Source organism: Streptomyces griseus, from assembly GCF_900460065.1.
In the GTDB taxonomy this organism is placed as follows: Bacteria; Actinomycetota; Actinomycetes; order Streptomycetales; family Streptomycetaceae; genus Streptomyces; species Streptomyces griseus.
On record NZ_UAVD01000023.1, the window covers coordinates 46,976 to 62,203 of the forward strand.

The following is a 15,228-nucleotide window of genomic DNA, read 5'->3' on the forward strand; positions in this document are numbered from 1 at the left end:
TGATGGGCCCGTGCGACTCGAAGCGATCACCTGGGAACGGCTGGCCGGCGAACTGGCCCGCCACGCCGACGGACTGTCCGCCGCCGACGGCGGGCCCTGGCTCGCGCTCGGCATCGACGGCGCCCCGGCCGCCCGCACCGGCGAGAGCGCCGAACGGCTCGCGCGGGAGCTGCGGCTGCTGGGGCGTGCGGTGCTCGTGGTCTCCACCGAGGGTTTCCTGCGTCCGGCGAGCCTGCGCTTCGAGTACGGGAAGCGGGACCCGGACGCGTACCTCGACGGCTGGTACGACACCGGGGCGCTGTGGCGCGAGGTGTTCGGGCCGCTGGAGGCGGGCGGCACCGGCCGGGTGCTGCCCGATCTGTGGGACCCGGTGACCGACCGGGCCACCCGCACCCCGTACCACCGCCTGCCCGAGGGCGGAGTGGTCGTCGTGCACGGCCCGTTCCTGCTGGGGCACTGGTTCCCGTTCGCGCTCGGCGTCCATCTGCGGCTGTCCCCGGGGGCGCTGCGGCGGCGCACGGAGGAACCGGAACGCTGGACCCTGCCCGCCTTCGCCCGGTACGAGGACGAGGTCGCGCCCGCGGACCGCGCGGACGTGGTGGTCCGGGCGGACGACCCCTCGCACCCCGCCTGGTCGGGGCTGCCCGGGAGCCGGTGAACGGCGCCCGCCCCGGCCGCCCGTCACCGGACCGGCGGCCGGCCGCCCACCGTCGCCACGGCCAGCGCCCCCGCCCGGCAGCCCTCGGCCGCCGCGGCCAGGTCGTCGGCCCCCGCCAGCAGCGCCGCGAGGAACCCGCCGGTGAACGCGTCGCCCGCCCCCGTCGAGTCGACCGGCTCGGCCACCCGAGGGGCGGGGACCCGGCCGGTGACCTCGCCCCCGGCGGCCACCACGGCTCCCCGGGCGCCCAGGGTGACGACGACGCGCGGGAACCACCGGCTCAACTCGGCCGCCGCGGACTCCGGTCGGGTCAGCCCGGTGAGCACGCGGGCCTCGTCGGCGTTCGGCAGCAGCAGTTCGGCGCCCGCCGCGAACTCCAGGAACCGCCGGGGGCCCAGCTCGCCGAGGAACCCGGCCGACGCCGGATCCACACTGACCGGGACTCCCCGCTCCACGGCCGTGCGCAGGGCGAGGAGGGCGGCGGCCCGGCTGACCGCCGCGAACAGGAGATAGCCGGAGAGGTGCAGCCGTCCGACGCCGTCGAGCATCGTGGGCGCGAAGTCCTCGACGGTCAGCCGCAGCACCGCCCCGCCGTCGGTCAGGAACGTGCGCTCCGCCGCCGCGTCGACCAGGGCGATGACGGTCGCCGTCGGGAACGCGTCGTCCACCGCCAGCAACGGCCGCACCCCCGCCCGCTCCAGCTCCTCCCGGTGCCAGCCGGCCGACTCCGCCCCGGCCCTGGCCAGCAGCCGCGCGTCCGCGCACCCCGAACGCACGGCCCAGCAGGCGACGTTGGCCCCCGCGCCGCCCGGCAGCGTACGGATCAGGGCCGCCGTGTCCGTACCGTGGGCGAGCGCGGATCCGTACCGCGCCACCACGTCCGTGACCACGTCCCCCACCACCAGCAGCCCGCCGCCCCCCTCCGGACTCCTCACCGGGCGTCCGCCGCCGCGACCGCGATCCGCGCCGCGAGAGTCACGTTGCCGCGGACGGCCGCCAGATTCGCCTCCAGCGACGCCCCCTCGGTGCGCCGCGTCAACTGGTCCAGCAGGAACGGGGTCACGCCCTGCCCCGAGATGCCCCGCTCCCGGCACGCGTCCAGCGCCTGAGCCAGTACCCGGTCGTGCAGCACCGGATCCAACTGGTCCCTCTCCGCTACGGGGTTGGCGACGATCAGCGCGCCCACCGGGCCGCCCAGCGCCTCCCTCGCCCGGATCACCTCCGCCACCTCCTCGGGGCTGTGCACCGTCCAGTCGACGGGCTCGCCGGAGCTGCTCAGGTAGAAGCCGGGGAAGTGCCCGGTGCCGTAGCCGACGACGGGGACGCCGAGGGTCTCCAGCCGCTGGAGGGTGGCCGGGACGTCGAGGATCGACTTCACCCCCGCGCAGACCACGGTGATCCCGGTGCGGGCGAGCAGCCGCAGATCGGCCGACTCGTCCTGGTTCTCGGCCCACTCCCGGTGCACGCCGCCGAGACCGCCCGTCGCGAAGACACCGATCCCCGCCCGCGCCGCCAGGAACGCCGTTGCGGACACCGTGGTCGCCCCGTCGGCCCCGGCGGCGAGCGCCGGAGCGAGATCGCGGTGCCCGAGCTTGCGCACCGCCGGGTCTCCCGCGACGCGCTCCAACTGGTCCCCGTCCAGGCCGATCCTGGCCCGGCCGTCCAGCACGGCGACGGTGGCGGGGACGGCGCCCGCCGACCGGACGAGCCCCTCCAACTCCCGGGCCACGGACAGGTTGCGGGGCCGTGGCAGACCGTGCGCGATGATCGTCGACTCCAGGGCCACGACGGGCAGACCGGTGCTCAGGGCGGCCCGCACCTCCGCCGAGAGCAGGGGTTCGTAGGCGTTCGTCCCGGGGTTGTCGCGCGGCGCGGGACGTCGGTCCGATGGGTTCTGAGGCATGCCCCATCCCTGTCGCGGCCGCGAGGGGCGCAAACCACGGCCGGTCCCGCCGGGGCGGGTCCTGGCCACGGAGTGGCCGGAAGGGGCCGCTAGGGTGACCGGCCATGACGACAAACGACCAGGTCCCCGCCTCCTTCTCCGTGTACGTCCCGGACGCCGAACTCGTACCGGAGCCCCTCGATCCGGCGCAGATCGTCTCGGGCGATCCCGTGGTGACGGGCAAGGTGCTGTCGGAATCGGCCGACGGCAGGCAGATCCGGGGGATCTGGCAGATCACCCCCGGCGTGGTCACCGACACCGAGGCGAACGAACTGTTCGTGGTCGTCAGCGGACGGGCCACGGTCGAGGTTGAGGGCGGGGCGACACTGGAGATCGGCCCGGGGGACGCCTGCGTGCTGCGCGAGGGCGACCGGACGACCTGGACGGTTCACGAGACCCTCCGCAAGGCCTACCACATCAGCCTCTGAGGACCGTGGCCGATAACCGCGGGCGCGCCGGCGGCGCGCCCGGGGCCCGCGGCGGCCGTGGCGGCCGGTGGCCGCTGTGGCCGGGGTGCGGACCGGTGGCGTGTCAGCCGCCGACCGCTCCCGGCCGCCGCAGCGACCGGCGCAGCGCGAGCGCGGCGACCGGCAGCAGCAGCGCGGCCCCGATCGCGTTGAGGAGGCCGTATCCCCACTGGGCGACGATCGCCCCGGCCGCCGCCCCGCCGATCGCCGCCGCCGCGTTCATGGTCAGGTCCGACAGCCCCTGCACCGAGGCCTGGGCCGACCGCGGCACCGCGTCGGTGAGCAGCGCCGAACCGGCGATCATCCCCGCCGACCAGCCGAGGCCCAGCAGGAACAGGCCCGCGGCGGTCTGCCCGTGCCGGGGCCCTGCGGTGCCCGCCAACAGCGCGGCGCAGCTCAGCAGTCCGACGGCCAGGCCGATCACGGCCGGTCGGCCGAACCGGTCGGCCAGCCACCCCATCACCGGGGAGAACGCGTACATGCCCGCGATGTGCCCGCTGATCACGAGCCCGATCAGTTGGAGACCGGCGCCGTGCCGGCCCAGATCGACCGGGGTCATGACCATGATCGACACCATGGCGGTGTGCGACACGGTGACCGTCAGCAGGGCGAGCCGCGCCATCGGCGACGCCCGGACGGCCGCGATCCCGGCGCGCAGCGAGCGCTCGCGCGACGTTGTCGGGCCCTCCGGAGCCAGGGCGCGGGCGGTCAGGAGCGGATCGGGGCGCAACGCCAGCGCCACCACCGCTCCCGCGAGCAGGAACACGGCGGCCGAGCACAGGTACGGCCCGGCGGCCTCGGGCACCCGCGTACCGCGGAACAGCCGGCTCGCCGGAGCCGAGATGTTGGGGCCCACGACCGAGCCGATCGTGGTGGCCCAGACGACGGTGGAGATCGCCCGGCCCCGCCGCTCCGGCCCCACCAGGTCGGCCGCCGCGAACCGGGCCTGGAGACCGGCCAGGGACCCCGCGCCGAACGCGGTCATGCCGAGCAGCAGCAGCGGGAAACTGGGCAGCATCGTGGCGAGGACCACCAGCCCGCCGCCCAGCGCACCGATCAGATAGGCGAGCGCCAGGCCGGACCTGCGGCCCCTGGCGGTCATCAGGGCGGCCAGCGGCAGCGACAGCAGCGCCGTGCCGACGACGGACGCGGTCGGGGCCAGCCCGGACAGCGCCTCCGACCCGCTCACCTCGGCGGCCAGCACCGGGGCCAGGGTGATGCCGACGGCCACGCCGAGGCCGCCGAGTATCTGGCTGACGACGAGCACGGTCGACGTCCGGCGCCGGAGGGCCGGCAGCCCGGCGGCCGTGGCCCGGGGGAGGGAGAGGGGTCGTGTCACCGGCGCAGTGTGTCACCGCCCGACCGCCGCCGTGCACCCGGACGGGTGAACGGGCCCCTGTCGGGTCCCCCACCGGGCCTCTGCCGGGTCCCCCCGGGTCCCTGCCGGGCCCCCGGACTCCGCCGGGCCCCCGGACTCCGCCGGGCCCCCGGACTCCGCCGGGCCCCCGGACTCCGCCGGGCCCCCGCGGACTCGCCGGGCCCTCCGCGCACTCGCCGACGGGCCTAGAACAGCGGCTGCGGCAGGACCCCCTCCAGCGCCAGCAACTGCCGCTTGGTCTCCAGACCGCCGCCGAACCCGCCCAGGCCCCCGTCGCTCTCCACCACCCGGTGGCACGGCACCACGACCGGCAGCGGGTTGGCCCCCATGGCCGCGCCCACCGCCTGCGCCGCCTCCGGCCGGCCGACCCGCGCGGCCAGCTCCCCGTACCCGACGACCGTCCCGTAGGGCACCCCGGACGCCAGCTCGCGGAGCACCTCCCGGTGGAACCCGGCCGTCAGCGACCAGTCCAGTGCCAGGTCGAAGTCCTGCCGCTCGCCCGCGAAGTACGCCGCGAGCCGGCGCACGGGCCCGGCGAGCCGGGCCGATCCGGGCGCCTGGACCGGCTCCGCGCCGAACCGGGTCCGCAGGCGGTCGAGGGCCGCGTCCCGCACGGCGGGGCGGGCGTGGAAGTCCACGCTGACCAGCCCTGTCCCCGTAGCGGCGAGCAGCAGTGGGCCGATGCCGCTGTCCACGACGGCCCACTCGACGGCCGGATCGGCACCGGCCCCGTAGCTGTTCATGCCGCCACCGTACGGCCCGCCACTGACAGCGGGGGGCCCGTCGGCGGGAAACCGACGGGCCCCGCCGCGTCAGCTCGTCGCGTCGCGCACCACGTCGGGGAAGTTGGTGATGATGCCGTCGACCCCGTAGTCGCGGGCCTTCACCGCGTCGGCCGCCTTGTTGACCGTCCACGTGTTCACCCGCAGACGCTTGCCGTGCGGGCCCTTGAGCCGCTGCACGGCCGCCACGTAGTCGGCGCCGATCGTCGCGTAGGAGGGGTTGATCTGATCGGTGAACGCCGCGTACGACGGCAGGTCGGCCACGGCGGGTGTGCCCAGGAAGCCGGTCGTGATGTCGGGGCGCAGGCTGTGCACCGTCTTCACGCTGTCGGCGCCGAAGCTCTGGATGACCAGCCGGCTGCGTACGTGGGAGCGGTCCAGCCACCCCGAACGTCCCAGGACCCGGATGATGTCCCGCTCGATGCCCGGGTAGGTCGCCGGGCTCTTGATCTCCAGGAGCAGCTTCTGCCGGTTGCGCTCCATGCGGTGCAGGAACTGGGTGAGCGTCGGCACCCGCGCCCCGGCGAACCGCTCTCCGAACCAGCTGCCCGCGTCGAGCTTCGCCAGCTCCGCCGCGGTGAAGTCCTTGACCGCCCACGGCGCCCGGTCCGGGTAGACCTGCTCGGCGTCCGTCGTGCGCTTCAGGTCGTTGTCGTGCAGCACGACGAGCACGCCGTCACGGGTGCGGTGCACGTCGTTCTCGACCCACTCGATGCCGAGCGCGTCGGCGGCGTCGACGGCGGCGAGGGTGTTCTCCGGCGCGTAGCCCGACGCCCCCCGGTGGGCCACGACGACCGGGGCGTCCTGCCGCTCCGGGGCCTCGGGCCGGTCGGCGGGCAGGAGCAGGGCGCCGGCGCCGAGCAGAGCGGCGGCCGTGGTGGAGGCGGTGGCGGTGCGGACGAACACGGGGACTCCTCACGTCGGGAGTGTGCGGACACGCAGAGAGTGACAGCGGCCCGCCAACGCCCGGCGGGGCGGCGATGGCCGCGAAATGAACGGAACCTTCGATCCCGGGGCCACCGCCGGAGCACGCCCCCGTGGCCATGCCGATAAAATGTCTCTTCTTTGTCTGCCCGCCGGGACTCGCCCCTTGGGGACCCTCCTCGACCCCGGGCTTTTTCGAAGGGCGTACGCGCATGCAAGGAACGGTCGACGGATTCACCTACGGCCTGGTGACTCCGGTCGCGGCTTTCCTCATGGCCGCTCTGGGAGCCGCCCTCGGACTCCGCTGCACCACCCGGTCCTTTCACGCCGCGCGCACCTGGCGGGCCGGCTGGCTGGCGCTGGGTTCGCTGTCCATCGGGTCCGGGGTGTGGACCATGCACTTCGTCGCGATGACCGGCTTCACGGTCCAGGAGACCCCGATTTCCTACGACAAACCCCTCACTTTCGCAGGCCTGGCCATTGCCGTGGTGATGGTCGGCATCGGCATCTTCATTGTCGGCTACCGGGGCGCGACCCGCATGGCGTTGATCACGGGAGGCACCATCACCGGCCTCGGTATCGCCTCCATGCACTATCTCGGCATGGCGGGCATGCGCATGGACGCGCGGCTGGCGTACGACACGCCCCTCGTCGTCCTCTCGGTGCTGATCGCCGGAATCGCCGCCACGGGCGCCCTGTGGGCCGCCGTCACCCTCCGGGGGGCCCGCTCCGGCCTCGGCGCGAGCATCCTGATGGCCGTCGCGGTGACCGGGATGCACTACACCGGCATGGCCGCGCTCGACGTGCACCTGCACCTGCCGCCCACCCTGCCGTCCGACCTGGCCGACGTCCTGCCCGGCGACCGGCCCGCCGAGATGATCGGCCCGATGCTGGCGGGACCCGGCTGCTTCCTGCTCCTCGCCGCCGTGATGCTCATGTTCGACCCCAGGGCCGTGACGGGCGAACCCGGTCCGGACCCGAGGGCCGGACAGCGCCCGCACGGCACCGCCCGCCAGGACGCGGGAGGGGCCCGGAACCGCTGATCCGGGGCCGTTGTCAGTGGTGGGCCGTACGGTGGATGCATGCGGCCCGTTTCCAAGATCGAGCGTTCGGTGCGGCCTTTCGAGGTCGTCAGTCCCTACCAGCCCAGCGGCGACCAGCCGGCGGCCATCGCCGAGCTGGAGCGGCGTATCCGCGCGGACGAGAAGGACGTCGTCCTGCTCGGCGCGACCGGCACCGGCAAGTCGGCGACCACCGCCTGGATGATCGAGAAGCTGCAGCGCCCCACCCTGGTGATGGCGCCGAACAAGACCCTCGCCGCCCAGCTGGCCAACGAGTTCCGTGAGCTCCTCCCGAACAACGCGGTGGAGTATTTCGTCTCGTACTACGACTACTACCAGCCCGAGGCGTACGTCCCGCAGTCGGACACCTACATCGAGAAGGACTCCTCCATCAACGAGGAGGTCGAGCGGCTGCGCCACTCGGCGACGAACTCGCTGCTCACCCGGCGGGACGTCGTCGTGGTCGCCTCCGTCTCCTGCATCTACGGCCTCGGCACGCCGCAGGAGTACGTGGACCGCATGGTCCAGCTCAAGGTCGGCGAGGAGATCGACCGCGACCAGCTGCTGCGCCGCTTCGTCGAGATGCAGTACACCCGCAACGACCTCGCGTTCACCCGGGGCACCTTCCGCGTCCGGGGCGACACCATCGAGATCTTCCCGGTCTACGAGGAGCTCGCCGTCCGGATCGAGATGTTCGGCGACGAGATCGAGAACCTGTCCACGCTCCACCCGCTGACCGGCGAGATCATCAGCGAGGACCCCACGGTCCACGTCTTCCCCGCCAGCCACTACGTCGCCGGGCCCGAGCGGATGGAGAAGGCCGTCGGCGGCATCGAGCGGGAGCTGGAGGAGCGCCTGGCCGAGCTGGAGAAGCAGGGCAAGATGCTGGAGGCCCAGCGCCTGCGCATGCGCACCACGTACGACATCGAGATGCTCCGCCAGATCGGCACCTGCTCCGGCGTCGAGAACTACTCGATGCACTTCGACGACCGCGCGCCCGGCACCGCGCCCAACACCCTCCTCGACTACTTCCCGGACGACTTCCTGCTCGTCCTGGACGAGTCCCACGTCACGGTCCCCCAGATCGGCGCGATGTACGAGGGGGACGCCTCCCGCAAGCGGACCCTCGTCGACCACGGCTTCCGGCTGCCGTCCGCCATGGACAACCGGCCGCTGAAGTGGGAGGAGTTCCTGAAGCGGATCGACCAGACGGTCTACCTCTCCGCCACCCCGGGGAAGTACGAGCTCTCGCGCGGCGACGGGTTCGTCGAGCAGATCATCCGCCCCACCGGCCTCGTCGACCCCGAGGTCGTGGTCAAGCCCACCGAGGGCCAGATCGACGACCTGGTCCACGAGATCCGCGAGCGCGTGGAGCGCGACGAGCGGGTCCTGGTCACCACGCTCACCAAGAAGATGTCGGAGGACCTCACCGACTACTTCCTGGAGCTCGGCATCCAGGTGCGCTACCTGCACAGCGACGTCGACACCCTGCGCCGCATCGAGCTGCTGCGCGAGCTGCGCTCCGGAGAGTACGACGTGCTCGTCGGCATCAACCTGCTGCGCGAGGGCCTCGACCTTCCCGAGGTGTCCCTCGTGGCCATCCTCGACGCGGACAAGCAGGGCTTCCTGCGCTCCGGCACCTCGCTCATCCAGACCATCGGCCGAGCCGCCCGCAACGTCTCCGGCCAGGTCCACATGTACGCCGACAAGATCACCCCGGCCATGGCGCAGGCGATCGACGAGACGAACCGCCGCCGCGAGAAGCAGATCGCCTACAACACCGAGCGCGGCATCGACCCGCAGCCGCTGCGCAAGAAGATCAACGACATCGTCGCCACCATCGCCCGCGAGGAGGTCGACACCGAGCAGCTGCTCGGCACCGGCTACCGGCAGGGCAAGGAGACCAAGGCGCCGGTGCCCGCGCTCGGCTCCAAGGCGGCCAAGGGCGGGGCGAAGGGCAAGGCCGCCAAGCCCGGCGCGGTGGTCGGCGACCGGCCCGCGACCGAACTGGCCGGGATCATCGAGGAGATGACCGAGCGGATGCGGGCCGCCGCCGCGGACCTCCAGTTCGAGGTGGCCGCCCGGCTGCGCGACGAGGTCGGTGAGCTGAAGAAGGAGCTGCGCCAGATGAAGGAAGCGGGCCTCGCCTGATCCCGGGGCCCGGTGGTCCGGTCGCCCGGGGCCCGGGGGCCCGGGGGTCCGGTGATCCAGGGTCCGGTGGCTCCGGCGCGGCTTCCGGCCGGGTTTCGGGGCGCCGGGCACGCCGCGCCGGGGTGTGTTGCAAGACCGACACAAAAACGGACCGAGCCTGCTGCCGTCCGGGGTGGAATGCGTAGGGTGCGGGGAAACCGCACACGGATGGCTGCGGGGCAATGCCGAGAGGGGACAGCGCGTGACGGTCAACATGACCAAGGGTCAGGCCATCAGCCTGCAGAAGAGCGACGGGGGGACCCTGACCGCGGTACGGATGGGGCTCGGCTGGCAGGCGGCTCCGCGCCGTGGGCTGTTCGGCTCGCGCACCCGCGAGGTCGACCTGGACGCCTCGGCGGTGCTGTTTGCCGACAAGCAGCCGGTCGACGTCGTGTTCTTCCGCCACCTCGTCAGCGATGACGGCTCGGTCAAGCACACCGGCGACAACCTGGTCGGCGGCGCCGGCTCCGGCGGCGACGACGAGGCGATCCTCGTCGACCTCCAGCGCGTTCCGGTCCACATCGACCAGATCGTCTTCACGGTGAACTCCTTCACCGGGCAGACGTTCCAGGAGGTCCAGAACGCCTTCTGCCGCATCGTCGACGAGACCAACGGCCAGGAGCTCGCCCGGTACACGCTCGACGGCGGCGGCCAGTACACCGCCCAGATCATGGCGAAGGTGCACCGCGCGGGCAGCGGCTGGAAGATGACGGCCCTCGGGAACCCGGCCAACGGCCGCACCTTCCAGGACCTGATGCCGTCGATCCTCCCGCACCTGTAGGACCCGCACCGGTCCGGCACGACCGGCACCGGAGCGGCCGGGAACGGCCAGGAGCGGCTCCCGGCGGCACCCGCCGCCGGGAGCCGCTCCGCACGGCACGGCAGAGACACGGCACCGCACGGCCCAGCGCCCACCGACGCGCGGGCCATCGTCGAGGGGGACACGGCAATGACGGCCGAACTGGTCCGGGGGCAGAACCACACCTTGCCCCAGACCCGTCTGGAGATCCGGGTATCGGCGGGCACGCCCGTCGTGGCCGGGGCCACCCTCGGCGACGAACGGGGCACGGTGCGCGGCGCCGAGTGGATCGCCCACCCCGGCTCGCCCCAGCTCCCCGGCCTGGAGGTCTCCCAGCAGGCCGCGGCCGACCACCGTCTCGCCGTCGATCTGGAGGCACTGCCCGCCGGCGCCCACCGGGTCACCGTGCTGCTCGCGCTTCCCGTCGGCGCGGGCGGCCCGACGCGGTTCGGCGCCGTTCCCGCCCCCTTCGTCGCCGTCACCGGGCTCGACGGCGACGAGATCGCCACCTTCACGCTCACCGGCCTGGACGCCGAGTCCGCGGTCAGCGCCCTGGAGCTCTACCGCCGCCAGGGCGGCTGGAAGGTCCGCGCCGTGGGACAGGGGTACGCCGGCGGGCTCGCCGAGATGCTCGCCGACCAGGGCGTGGCCGCGGCCTCCGCACTGGCCGGCACCATCCACGAGGCCGTCGCCCGGGGCATGGCCCGCTCGGTGGCGCCGCCGCCCCGGACCCCGGAAGGCGAACGCGTACGGCACGCGACGGGCTCCGCGGACCGCCGTCCGTCCGCGCCGCCCCCGGCCACACCACCTCCGGCCGCGCCGCCCACGGCCCCGGAGCCCCCCGAGCCACTGACCGACCCGGCCACCGCCCCCCAGCCGCACACCGCCCCGGGTCCCGCCGCGCAGGCCCCCGCCGCCGGCGGCCCCATCGACTACGCCCACCCGCGACGGCAGCACGCCGCACCCCCGTCGCCCCCGCCCACCGCGCCCCCGGCCCAGCCCGGACAGGCCGCGCAGCCGGTCGCCGGGGACGCCACCGGCTGGTCGATGGACGAGCGCCTCTACAACCAGATCTGGGGCATGTTCGAGGATCTGGCCCGCGCCGTCGCCGCGTACCGCAGCGCCGTGGACTTCGCGGAGTCCCGGATGGACCAGGAGCTCGACCGGGCCCTGTCCGACCCGCGCAACCGGATCGGGGGCGCGGGCGACCGTGCCCGTGAGGGGGCCCGGGCCAAACGCGACGAGCTGGCCTCCCGGGCCCGGGAGGCCCTGGACCGCGATCTGGCCCAGCTGGCCGCCGAGGCGGCCGTCGTCGAGCCCGCGCTGCCGGCCGCGTACGCCGGCTGGGGCAACCCCGTCTGGCACGCCCACCGCGTCCCCATGGAGATACCGATGGCGTTGCGCGTCGGTGACCTCCACCTTCCCGAGCGCCCCGACCTGCGCATCCCGCTGCTCGTCCGGCTGCCGCTGGAGCGCGGGATCTGGGTGGACAGCGGACGGACGGCGTCCGACGCGGCCACGCTGATGGACCCGGACCGGCTGCGCCGGCTGGCCCTGGAGACCGCGGTCGCCCACGCGGCCCGGCTGCTGGCGGTGTATCCGCCCGGGGAGTTCGCGGTGCACGTCATCGACCCGGCGGGCTCGGCGGCCGGTCCGCTCGCGCCGCTGGTCGACGCGGGCGTCCTCGCCGGGCCGCCCGCCGCCGGGCCCGGGGGAGTGGCCTCGGTCCTCGCCCACCTCACCCGGCGGGTGGACCTGGTGCAGATGGCCGTGCGGGCCGGGGCGGCCGATTCGCTCCCGCCCGATCTGGACACCGGCGAGCAGCTCCTGGTGGTCAACGACTTCCCGCACGGCTTCGACGACCGGGCGGTCACCCAGCTCCGCTACCTCGCCGACGAGGGCCCTGCGGTCGGGGTGCACCTCCTGATGGTCGCGGACCGGGAGGAGGCCGCTGCGTACGGGCCGCTGCTCGACCCGCTGTGGCGTTCGCTCCTGCGGATCACCCCGGTAGCCGACAGTCACCTCGCCGACCCGTGGGTCGGGCACGCCTGGACGTACGAGCCGTTGGCGGTCCCGCCGGGCAGCCGTGTCCTGGAGCAGGTGCTGGCGGCGGTGGCAGCCGCGCGCCGAGCCGCCGGACGTTGACCCAGCGGACCGTCCCGACCTGCGGTTTTGACGAGTTCTTTACCCTTTCCTTTACCTTTACTTGGTGATGCCTGTACTGTTCGGGGAACGGAGGGGAGTATTCCTCACGCGACGTCCCGTCAATACGGACCGCTATCGGTCCCGGGGCGCCGGCCCGGGCACGCGCACCGCGTGCAAGGGTGGAAGAGACCTCCGGCAGCGACGACGCTGATCAGTAGCCGTAGCGAACTGCCGGAGGCGCAGTGGACGTTTCATGGACCGTATGGGTCCTCACCATCGTGGGTCTGTCGACCCTGATCGCCGTCGACTTCTTCATCGGGCGCAAGCCCCATGACGTGTCGACCAAGGAAGCCGGTATCTGGACGATCGTCTGGATCGTGCTGGCCGTGATCTTCGGAGCCGGGCTCGCCGTCCTCGGTGAGGGCAAGGCCTCCGGCGAGTTCTTCGCCGGATTCATCACCGAGAAGTCGCTGAGCGTCGACAACCTCTTCGTCTTCGTCCTGATCATGGCGAAGTTCGCGGTGCCCTCGCAGCTCCAGCAGCGGGTGCTTCTCATCGGTGTGCTCATCGCCCTGGTGCTCCGGGCGATCTTCATCGCCGCCGGCGCCGCCGTGATCGCGAACTTCTCCTGGGTGTTCTACATCTTCGGCGCGTTCCTGATCTACACCGCCTGGAAGCTCATCCAGGAGGCGCGGGCCGACGAGGACGACGAGGACTGGGAGGAGAACCGCCTCCTGAAGTCGATCGAGCACCGCTTCGGCGTCGCCGACAAGTACCACGGCACCAAGCTGTTCATCCGCAACAACGGCAAGCGCGTCATGACCCCGCTGATGGTGGTCATGCTCGCCATCGGTATGACCGACGTGCTGTTCGCGGTGGACTCGATCCCGGCGATCTTCGGCCTGACCCAGGACCCGTACATCGTCTTCACGGCCAACGCGTTCGCCCTGATGGGTCTGCGCCAGCTGTACTTCCTCATCGGCGGTCTGCTGAAGAAGCTGGTACACCTCAGCTACGGCCTGTCGGTGATCCTCGGCTTCATCGGCGTGAAGCTGGTCCTGCACGCCCTGCACGAGTCCGGCGTGCACGTGCCGGTCGTCACCATCCCGTTCTCCCTCGCCGTCATCGGCGGTGTCCTGGTGGTCACCACGATCACCAGCCTCGTCGCCAGCAAGAAGATGGCCGCGGCCGAGGCGGAGGAGGCCCGGGAGGCGGAGGCCGCCGGCCCGTCCGAAGAGGAGAGCAAGAGCGTCAGCAGCTGACCCGGGGCCGCCCCGGGCGGCACAGGGACACACCGGCAGCGGCCGGGGCGGTAACGGCGAGAGCCGTCCGCCCCGGCCGCTGCCGTATGCGTGACGAGGGACGGGCGTCGGAGGCCGGAGAGGGGAGCGCGCGGCCTACCAGCCGCGGGCGCGCCACTCGGGCAGCCGGGGCCGCTCGTCGCCGAGCGTCGTGTCGTGCCCGTGGCCCGGGTAGACCCACGTCTCGTCGGGCAGCCGGTCGAACAGCTTCGTCTCGACGTCGTTCAGGAGGCGGGTGAAGGCCTCGGGGTCCTGGTGCGTGTTCCCGACCCCGCCGGGGAAGAGGCAGTCCCCCGTGAAGAGGTGCGGGGCGCCGTGCGGGTCGTCGTAGACCAGGGCGATGGAGCCCGGGGTGTGCCCGACCAGATGGCGGGCGGTGAGCCCGACCCGGCCGACGGTGATCGTGTCCCCGTCCTCCACCAGGACGTCGGTCGGCACCGGGATGCCCTCGGCGTCGTAGCGGCCCGCATACGTCCGGGCGCCGGTCGCCCCGACCACCTGGGCCAGCGCCTGCCAGTGGTCCCCGTGCCGGTGGGTGGTGACGACGGAGGCGATCCCGTCGTCACCGATCAGGGCGAGCAGGGTCTCCGGCTCGGCGGCCGCGTCGATCAGCAGCTGCTCGCCGGTCGCCCGGCAGCGCAGCAGATAGGCGTTGTTGTTCATCTCGCCGACGGCGACCTTGGAGATCATCAGATCCGTCAGTTCGTGCACGCTCGCCGGTCCGCCGACCTTCACCGCTCCGCTGTACGTCATACGGCTCAGCCTATAGCGGGGGCAGCGCGGGCAGCGGGCCCCCGGCCACGGTCAGGGCGGCGCCGTCACGCCGCCCGCAGAGCCAGCCCAGCAGCTCCACGGCGGGCCCCTGCACGGTCACCAGCTCGCTCGGCGGGCCGCCGCCGGTGCTCCAGGTGCGGCCGTCGGGATCGGTCAGCCCGGTGGCGGGCACGGCCTCGTTGCCGAGGAAGCGATCGGCGAGGAAGGCGATCTCCCGCTCCACGAACTCGGCGGGCAGGTCCTCCAGCTCGTAGCCGATGCCGAGGTCGACGTGGTGCAGCTCGACCTCGACCCAGCGCCGGAAGGGCACCCGGGCCGCGGAGTCCGTCACCCCGTTGCGCAGGGTGACCGTACGGGACCAGTCGGCCGGTTCGGCGGCGACCGCCAGGAAGCGGTCCGCGCTCTCCCTCAGGTCGGTCAGCTGCTCGGCCGCCGGGCGGGGGGCGCCGGCGTCGATGTCGGCGTCCCGGGTTTCGCTGCTCGCGTACATCGGGAGGCCGCGGAGAACATTTCCGAGCGCGTCGGCGTTACGTGACAGGTGGGCCAGAACATGGCCCCGACTCCATCCGGGCAACCGTGACGCCCCGCCGACCGAGGCGTTGTCCAGTTTGCCGACTGCGTCGAGCAGTCGTTCGGTCGCCCCGCGTACAGCTCCCAGGTCGTGCGCATGATCAATCATGCGGTCGAGCCTAGCTCCGCCACTCATTCGGGTGAAGGAGTCCGAGGCCGGCCGTAAATCGAATGTGCGTGCTATACGCTCGGAATCGAAAGCTTCTTACACCGCTGTGGCGCCCCCCATACCCTGGG

The 15,228-nt window shown here is 73.2% G+C and carries 14 protein-coding genes; 7 read left to right on the forward strand and 7 right to left on the reverse strand.

All coding sequences use genetic code 11. From position 1 onward, the window contains the following. Positions 1-10 precede the first annotated feature (10 nt). Positions 11-658 carry a nucleoside/nucleotide kinase family protein gene (locus DTB53_RS09455; RefSeq protein WP_003969846.1) on the forward strand — a complete coding sequence of 216 codons (648 nt, stop codon included), beginning with the start codon at positions 11-13 and terminating at the stop codon, positions 656-658. Positions 659-681: 23 nt separating this feature from the next. Here DTB53_RS09455 and DTB53_RS09460 read toward each other — a convergent pair whose 3' ends face one another. Beyond that, on the reverse strand, positions 682-1,593 hold the full coding sequence (locus DTB53_RS09460) for a carbohydrate kinase family protein (RefSeq protein WP_012381387.1): 912 nt from the start codon (positions 1,591-1,593) through the stop codon (positions 682-684). After that, on the reverse strand, positions 1,590-2,561 hold the full coding sequence (locus DTB53_RS09465) for a pseudouridine-5'-phosphate glycosidase (protein WP_012381388.1): 972 nt from the start codon (positions 2,559-2,561) through the stop codon (positions 1,590-1,592). The genes DTB53_RS09460 and DTB53_RS09465 overlap by 4 nt, the downstream gene beginning before the upstream one ends. A 104-nt stretch (positions 2,562-2,665) precedes the next feature. On the opposite strand from DTB53_RS09465, the gene DTB53_RS09470 reads away from it, so the two are divergent. Beyond that, positions 2,666-3,028, forward strand: a complete 363-nt coding sequence (locus tag DTB53_RS09470) for a cupin domain-containing protein (RefSeq protein ID WP_012381389.1) — start codon at positions 2,666-2,668, stop codon at positions 3,026-3,028. Positions 3,029-3,131: 103 nt separating this feature from the next. Here DTB53_RS09470 and DTB53_RS09475 read toward each other — a convergent pair whose 3' ends face one another. From DTB53_RS09475 to DTB53_RS09490, 3 genes are all read right to left on the reverse strand, one after another. Next, a complete protein-coding gene (locus DTB53_RS09475) occupies positions 3,132-4,334 on the reverse strand; it encodes an MFS transporter (protein WP_030705129.1) in 1,203 nt (400 codons plus the stop codon). A gap of 296 nt (positions 4,335-4,630) precedes the next feature. After that, positions 4,631-5,188, reverse strand: coding sequence for a methylated-DNA--[protein]-cysteine S-methyltransferase (locus DTB53_RS09485; RefSeq protein WP_012381391.1), 558 nt, complete (start codon positions 5,186-5,188; stop codon positions 4,631-4,633). 69 nt (positions 5,189-5,257) lie between these two features. Continuing rightward, a complete protein-coding gene (locus DTB53_RS09490) occupies positions 5,258-6,133 on the reverse strand; it encodes a glycerophosphodiester phosphodiesterase family protein (RefSeq protein WP_003969852.1) in 876 nt (291 codons plus the stop codon). 230 nt (positions 6,134-6,363) lie between these two features. Here DTB53_RS09490 and DTB53_RS09495 point away from each other — a divergent pair, with 230 nt between their 5' ends. From DTB53_RS09495 to DTB53_RS09515, 5 genes are all read left to right on the forward strand, one after another. After that, entirely contained in the window at positions 6,364-7,194 is an 831-nt protein-coding gene (locus DTB53_RS09495) for an MHYT domain-containing protein (protein WP_003969853.1), read from the forward strand. Between the two features lie 39 nt (positions 7,195-7,233). Beyond that, the gene (gene uvrB, locus DTB53_RS09500) at positions 7,234-9,363 is read left to right on the forward strand and encodes an excinuclease ABC subunit UvrB (RefSeq protein WP_003969854.1); all 2,130 of its coding nucleotides are present in this window, start codon (positions 7,234-7,236) and stop codon (positions 9,361-9,363) included. Between the two features lie 241 nt (positions 9,364-9,604). Further along, positions 9,605-10,183: a TerD family protein gene (locus DTB53_RS09505; protein WP_003969855.1), complete on the forward strand. Its 579-nt coding sequence runs from the start codon at positions 9,605-9,607 to the stop codon at positions 10,181-10,183. 168 nt (positions 10,184-10,351) lie between these two features. Further along, positions 10,352-12,346 (forward strand): TerD family protein, encoded by a 1,995-nt coding sequence (locus DTB53_RS09510; RefSeq protein ID WP_012381392.1) that lies wholly within the window; start codon positions 10,352-10,354, stop codon positions 12,344-12,346. Positions 12,347-12,588: 242 nt separating this feature from the next. Beyond that, on the forward strand, positions 12,589-13,608 hold the full coding sequence (locus DTB53_RS09515; protein WP_012381393.1) for a TerC family protein: 1,020 nt from the start codon (positions 12,589-12,591) through the stop codon (positions 13,606-13,608). A 135-nt stretch (positions 13,609-13,743) separates the two neighbouring features. Here the strand turns inward: DTB53_RS09515 and DTB53_RS09520 are convergent, their stop codons facing one another. Both DTB53_RS09520 and DTB53_RS09525 read right to left on the reverse strand, forming a co-directional pair. After that, entirely contained in the window at positions 13,744-14,400 is a 657-nt protein-coding gene (locus DTB53_RS09520; protein WP_003969858.1) for an MBL fold metallo-hydrolase, read from the reverse strand. 10 nt (positions 14,401-14,410) lie between these two features. After that, entirely contained in the window at positions 14,411-15,100 is a 690-nt protein-coding gene (locus tag DTB53_RS09525) for a maleylpyruvate isomerase family mycothiol-dependent enzyme (RefSeq protein ID WP_012381394.1), read from the reverse strand. Positions 15,101-15,228: the final 128 nt, after the last annotated feature.

Bases quoted from the DNA above. Each gene is read 5' to 3' on its own strand.
- DTB53_RS09465 (WP_012381388.1), bottom strand. From the start codon at position 2,561: ATGCCTCAGAACCCATCGGACCGACGTCCCGCGCCGCGCGACAACCCC.
- DTB53_RS09470 (WP_012381389.1), top strand. From the start codon at position 2,666: ATGACGACAAACGACCAGGTCCCCGCCTCCTTCTCCGTGTACGTCCCG.
- DTB53_RS09485 (WP_012381391.1), bottom strand. From the start codon at position 5,188: ATGAACAGCTACGGGGCCGGTGCCGATCCGGCCGTCGAGTGGGCCGTC.
- DTB53_RS09495 (WP_003969853.1), top strand. From the start codon at position 6,364: ATGCAAGGAACGGTCGACGGATTCACCTACGGCCTGGTGACTCCGGTC.
- uvrB (WP_003969854.1), top strand. From the start codon at position 7,234: ATGCGGCCCGTTTCCAAGATCGAGCGTTCGGTGCGGCCTTTCGAGGTC.
- DTB53_RS09510 (WP_012381392.1), top strand. From the start codon at position 10,352: ATGACGGCCGAACTGGTCCGGGGGCAGAACCACACCTTGCCCCAGACC.
- DTB53_RS09520 (WP_003969858.1), bottom strand. From the start codon at position 14,400: ATGACGTACAGCGGAGCGGTGAAGGTCGGCGGACCGGCGAGCGTGCAC.
- DTB53_RS09525 (WP_012381394.1), bottom strand. From the start codon at position 15,100: ATGATTGATCATGCGCACGACCTGGGAGCTGTACGCGGGGCGACCGAA.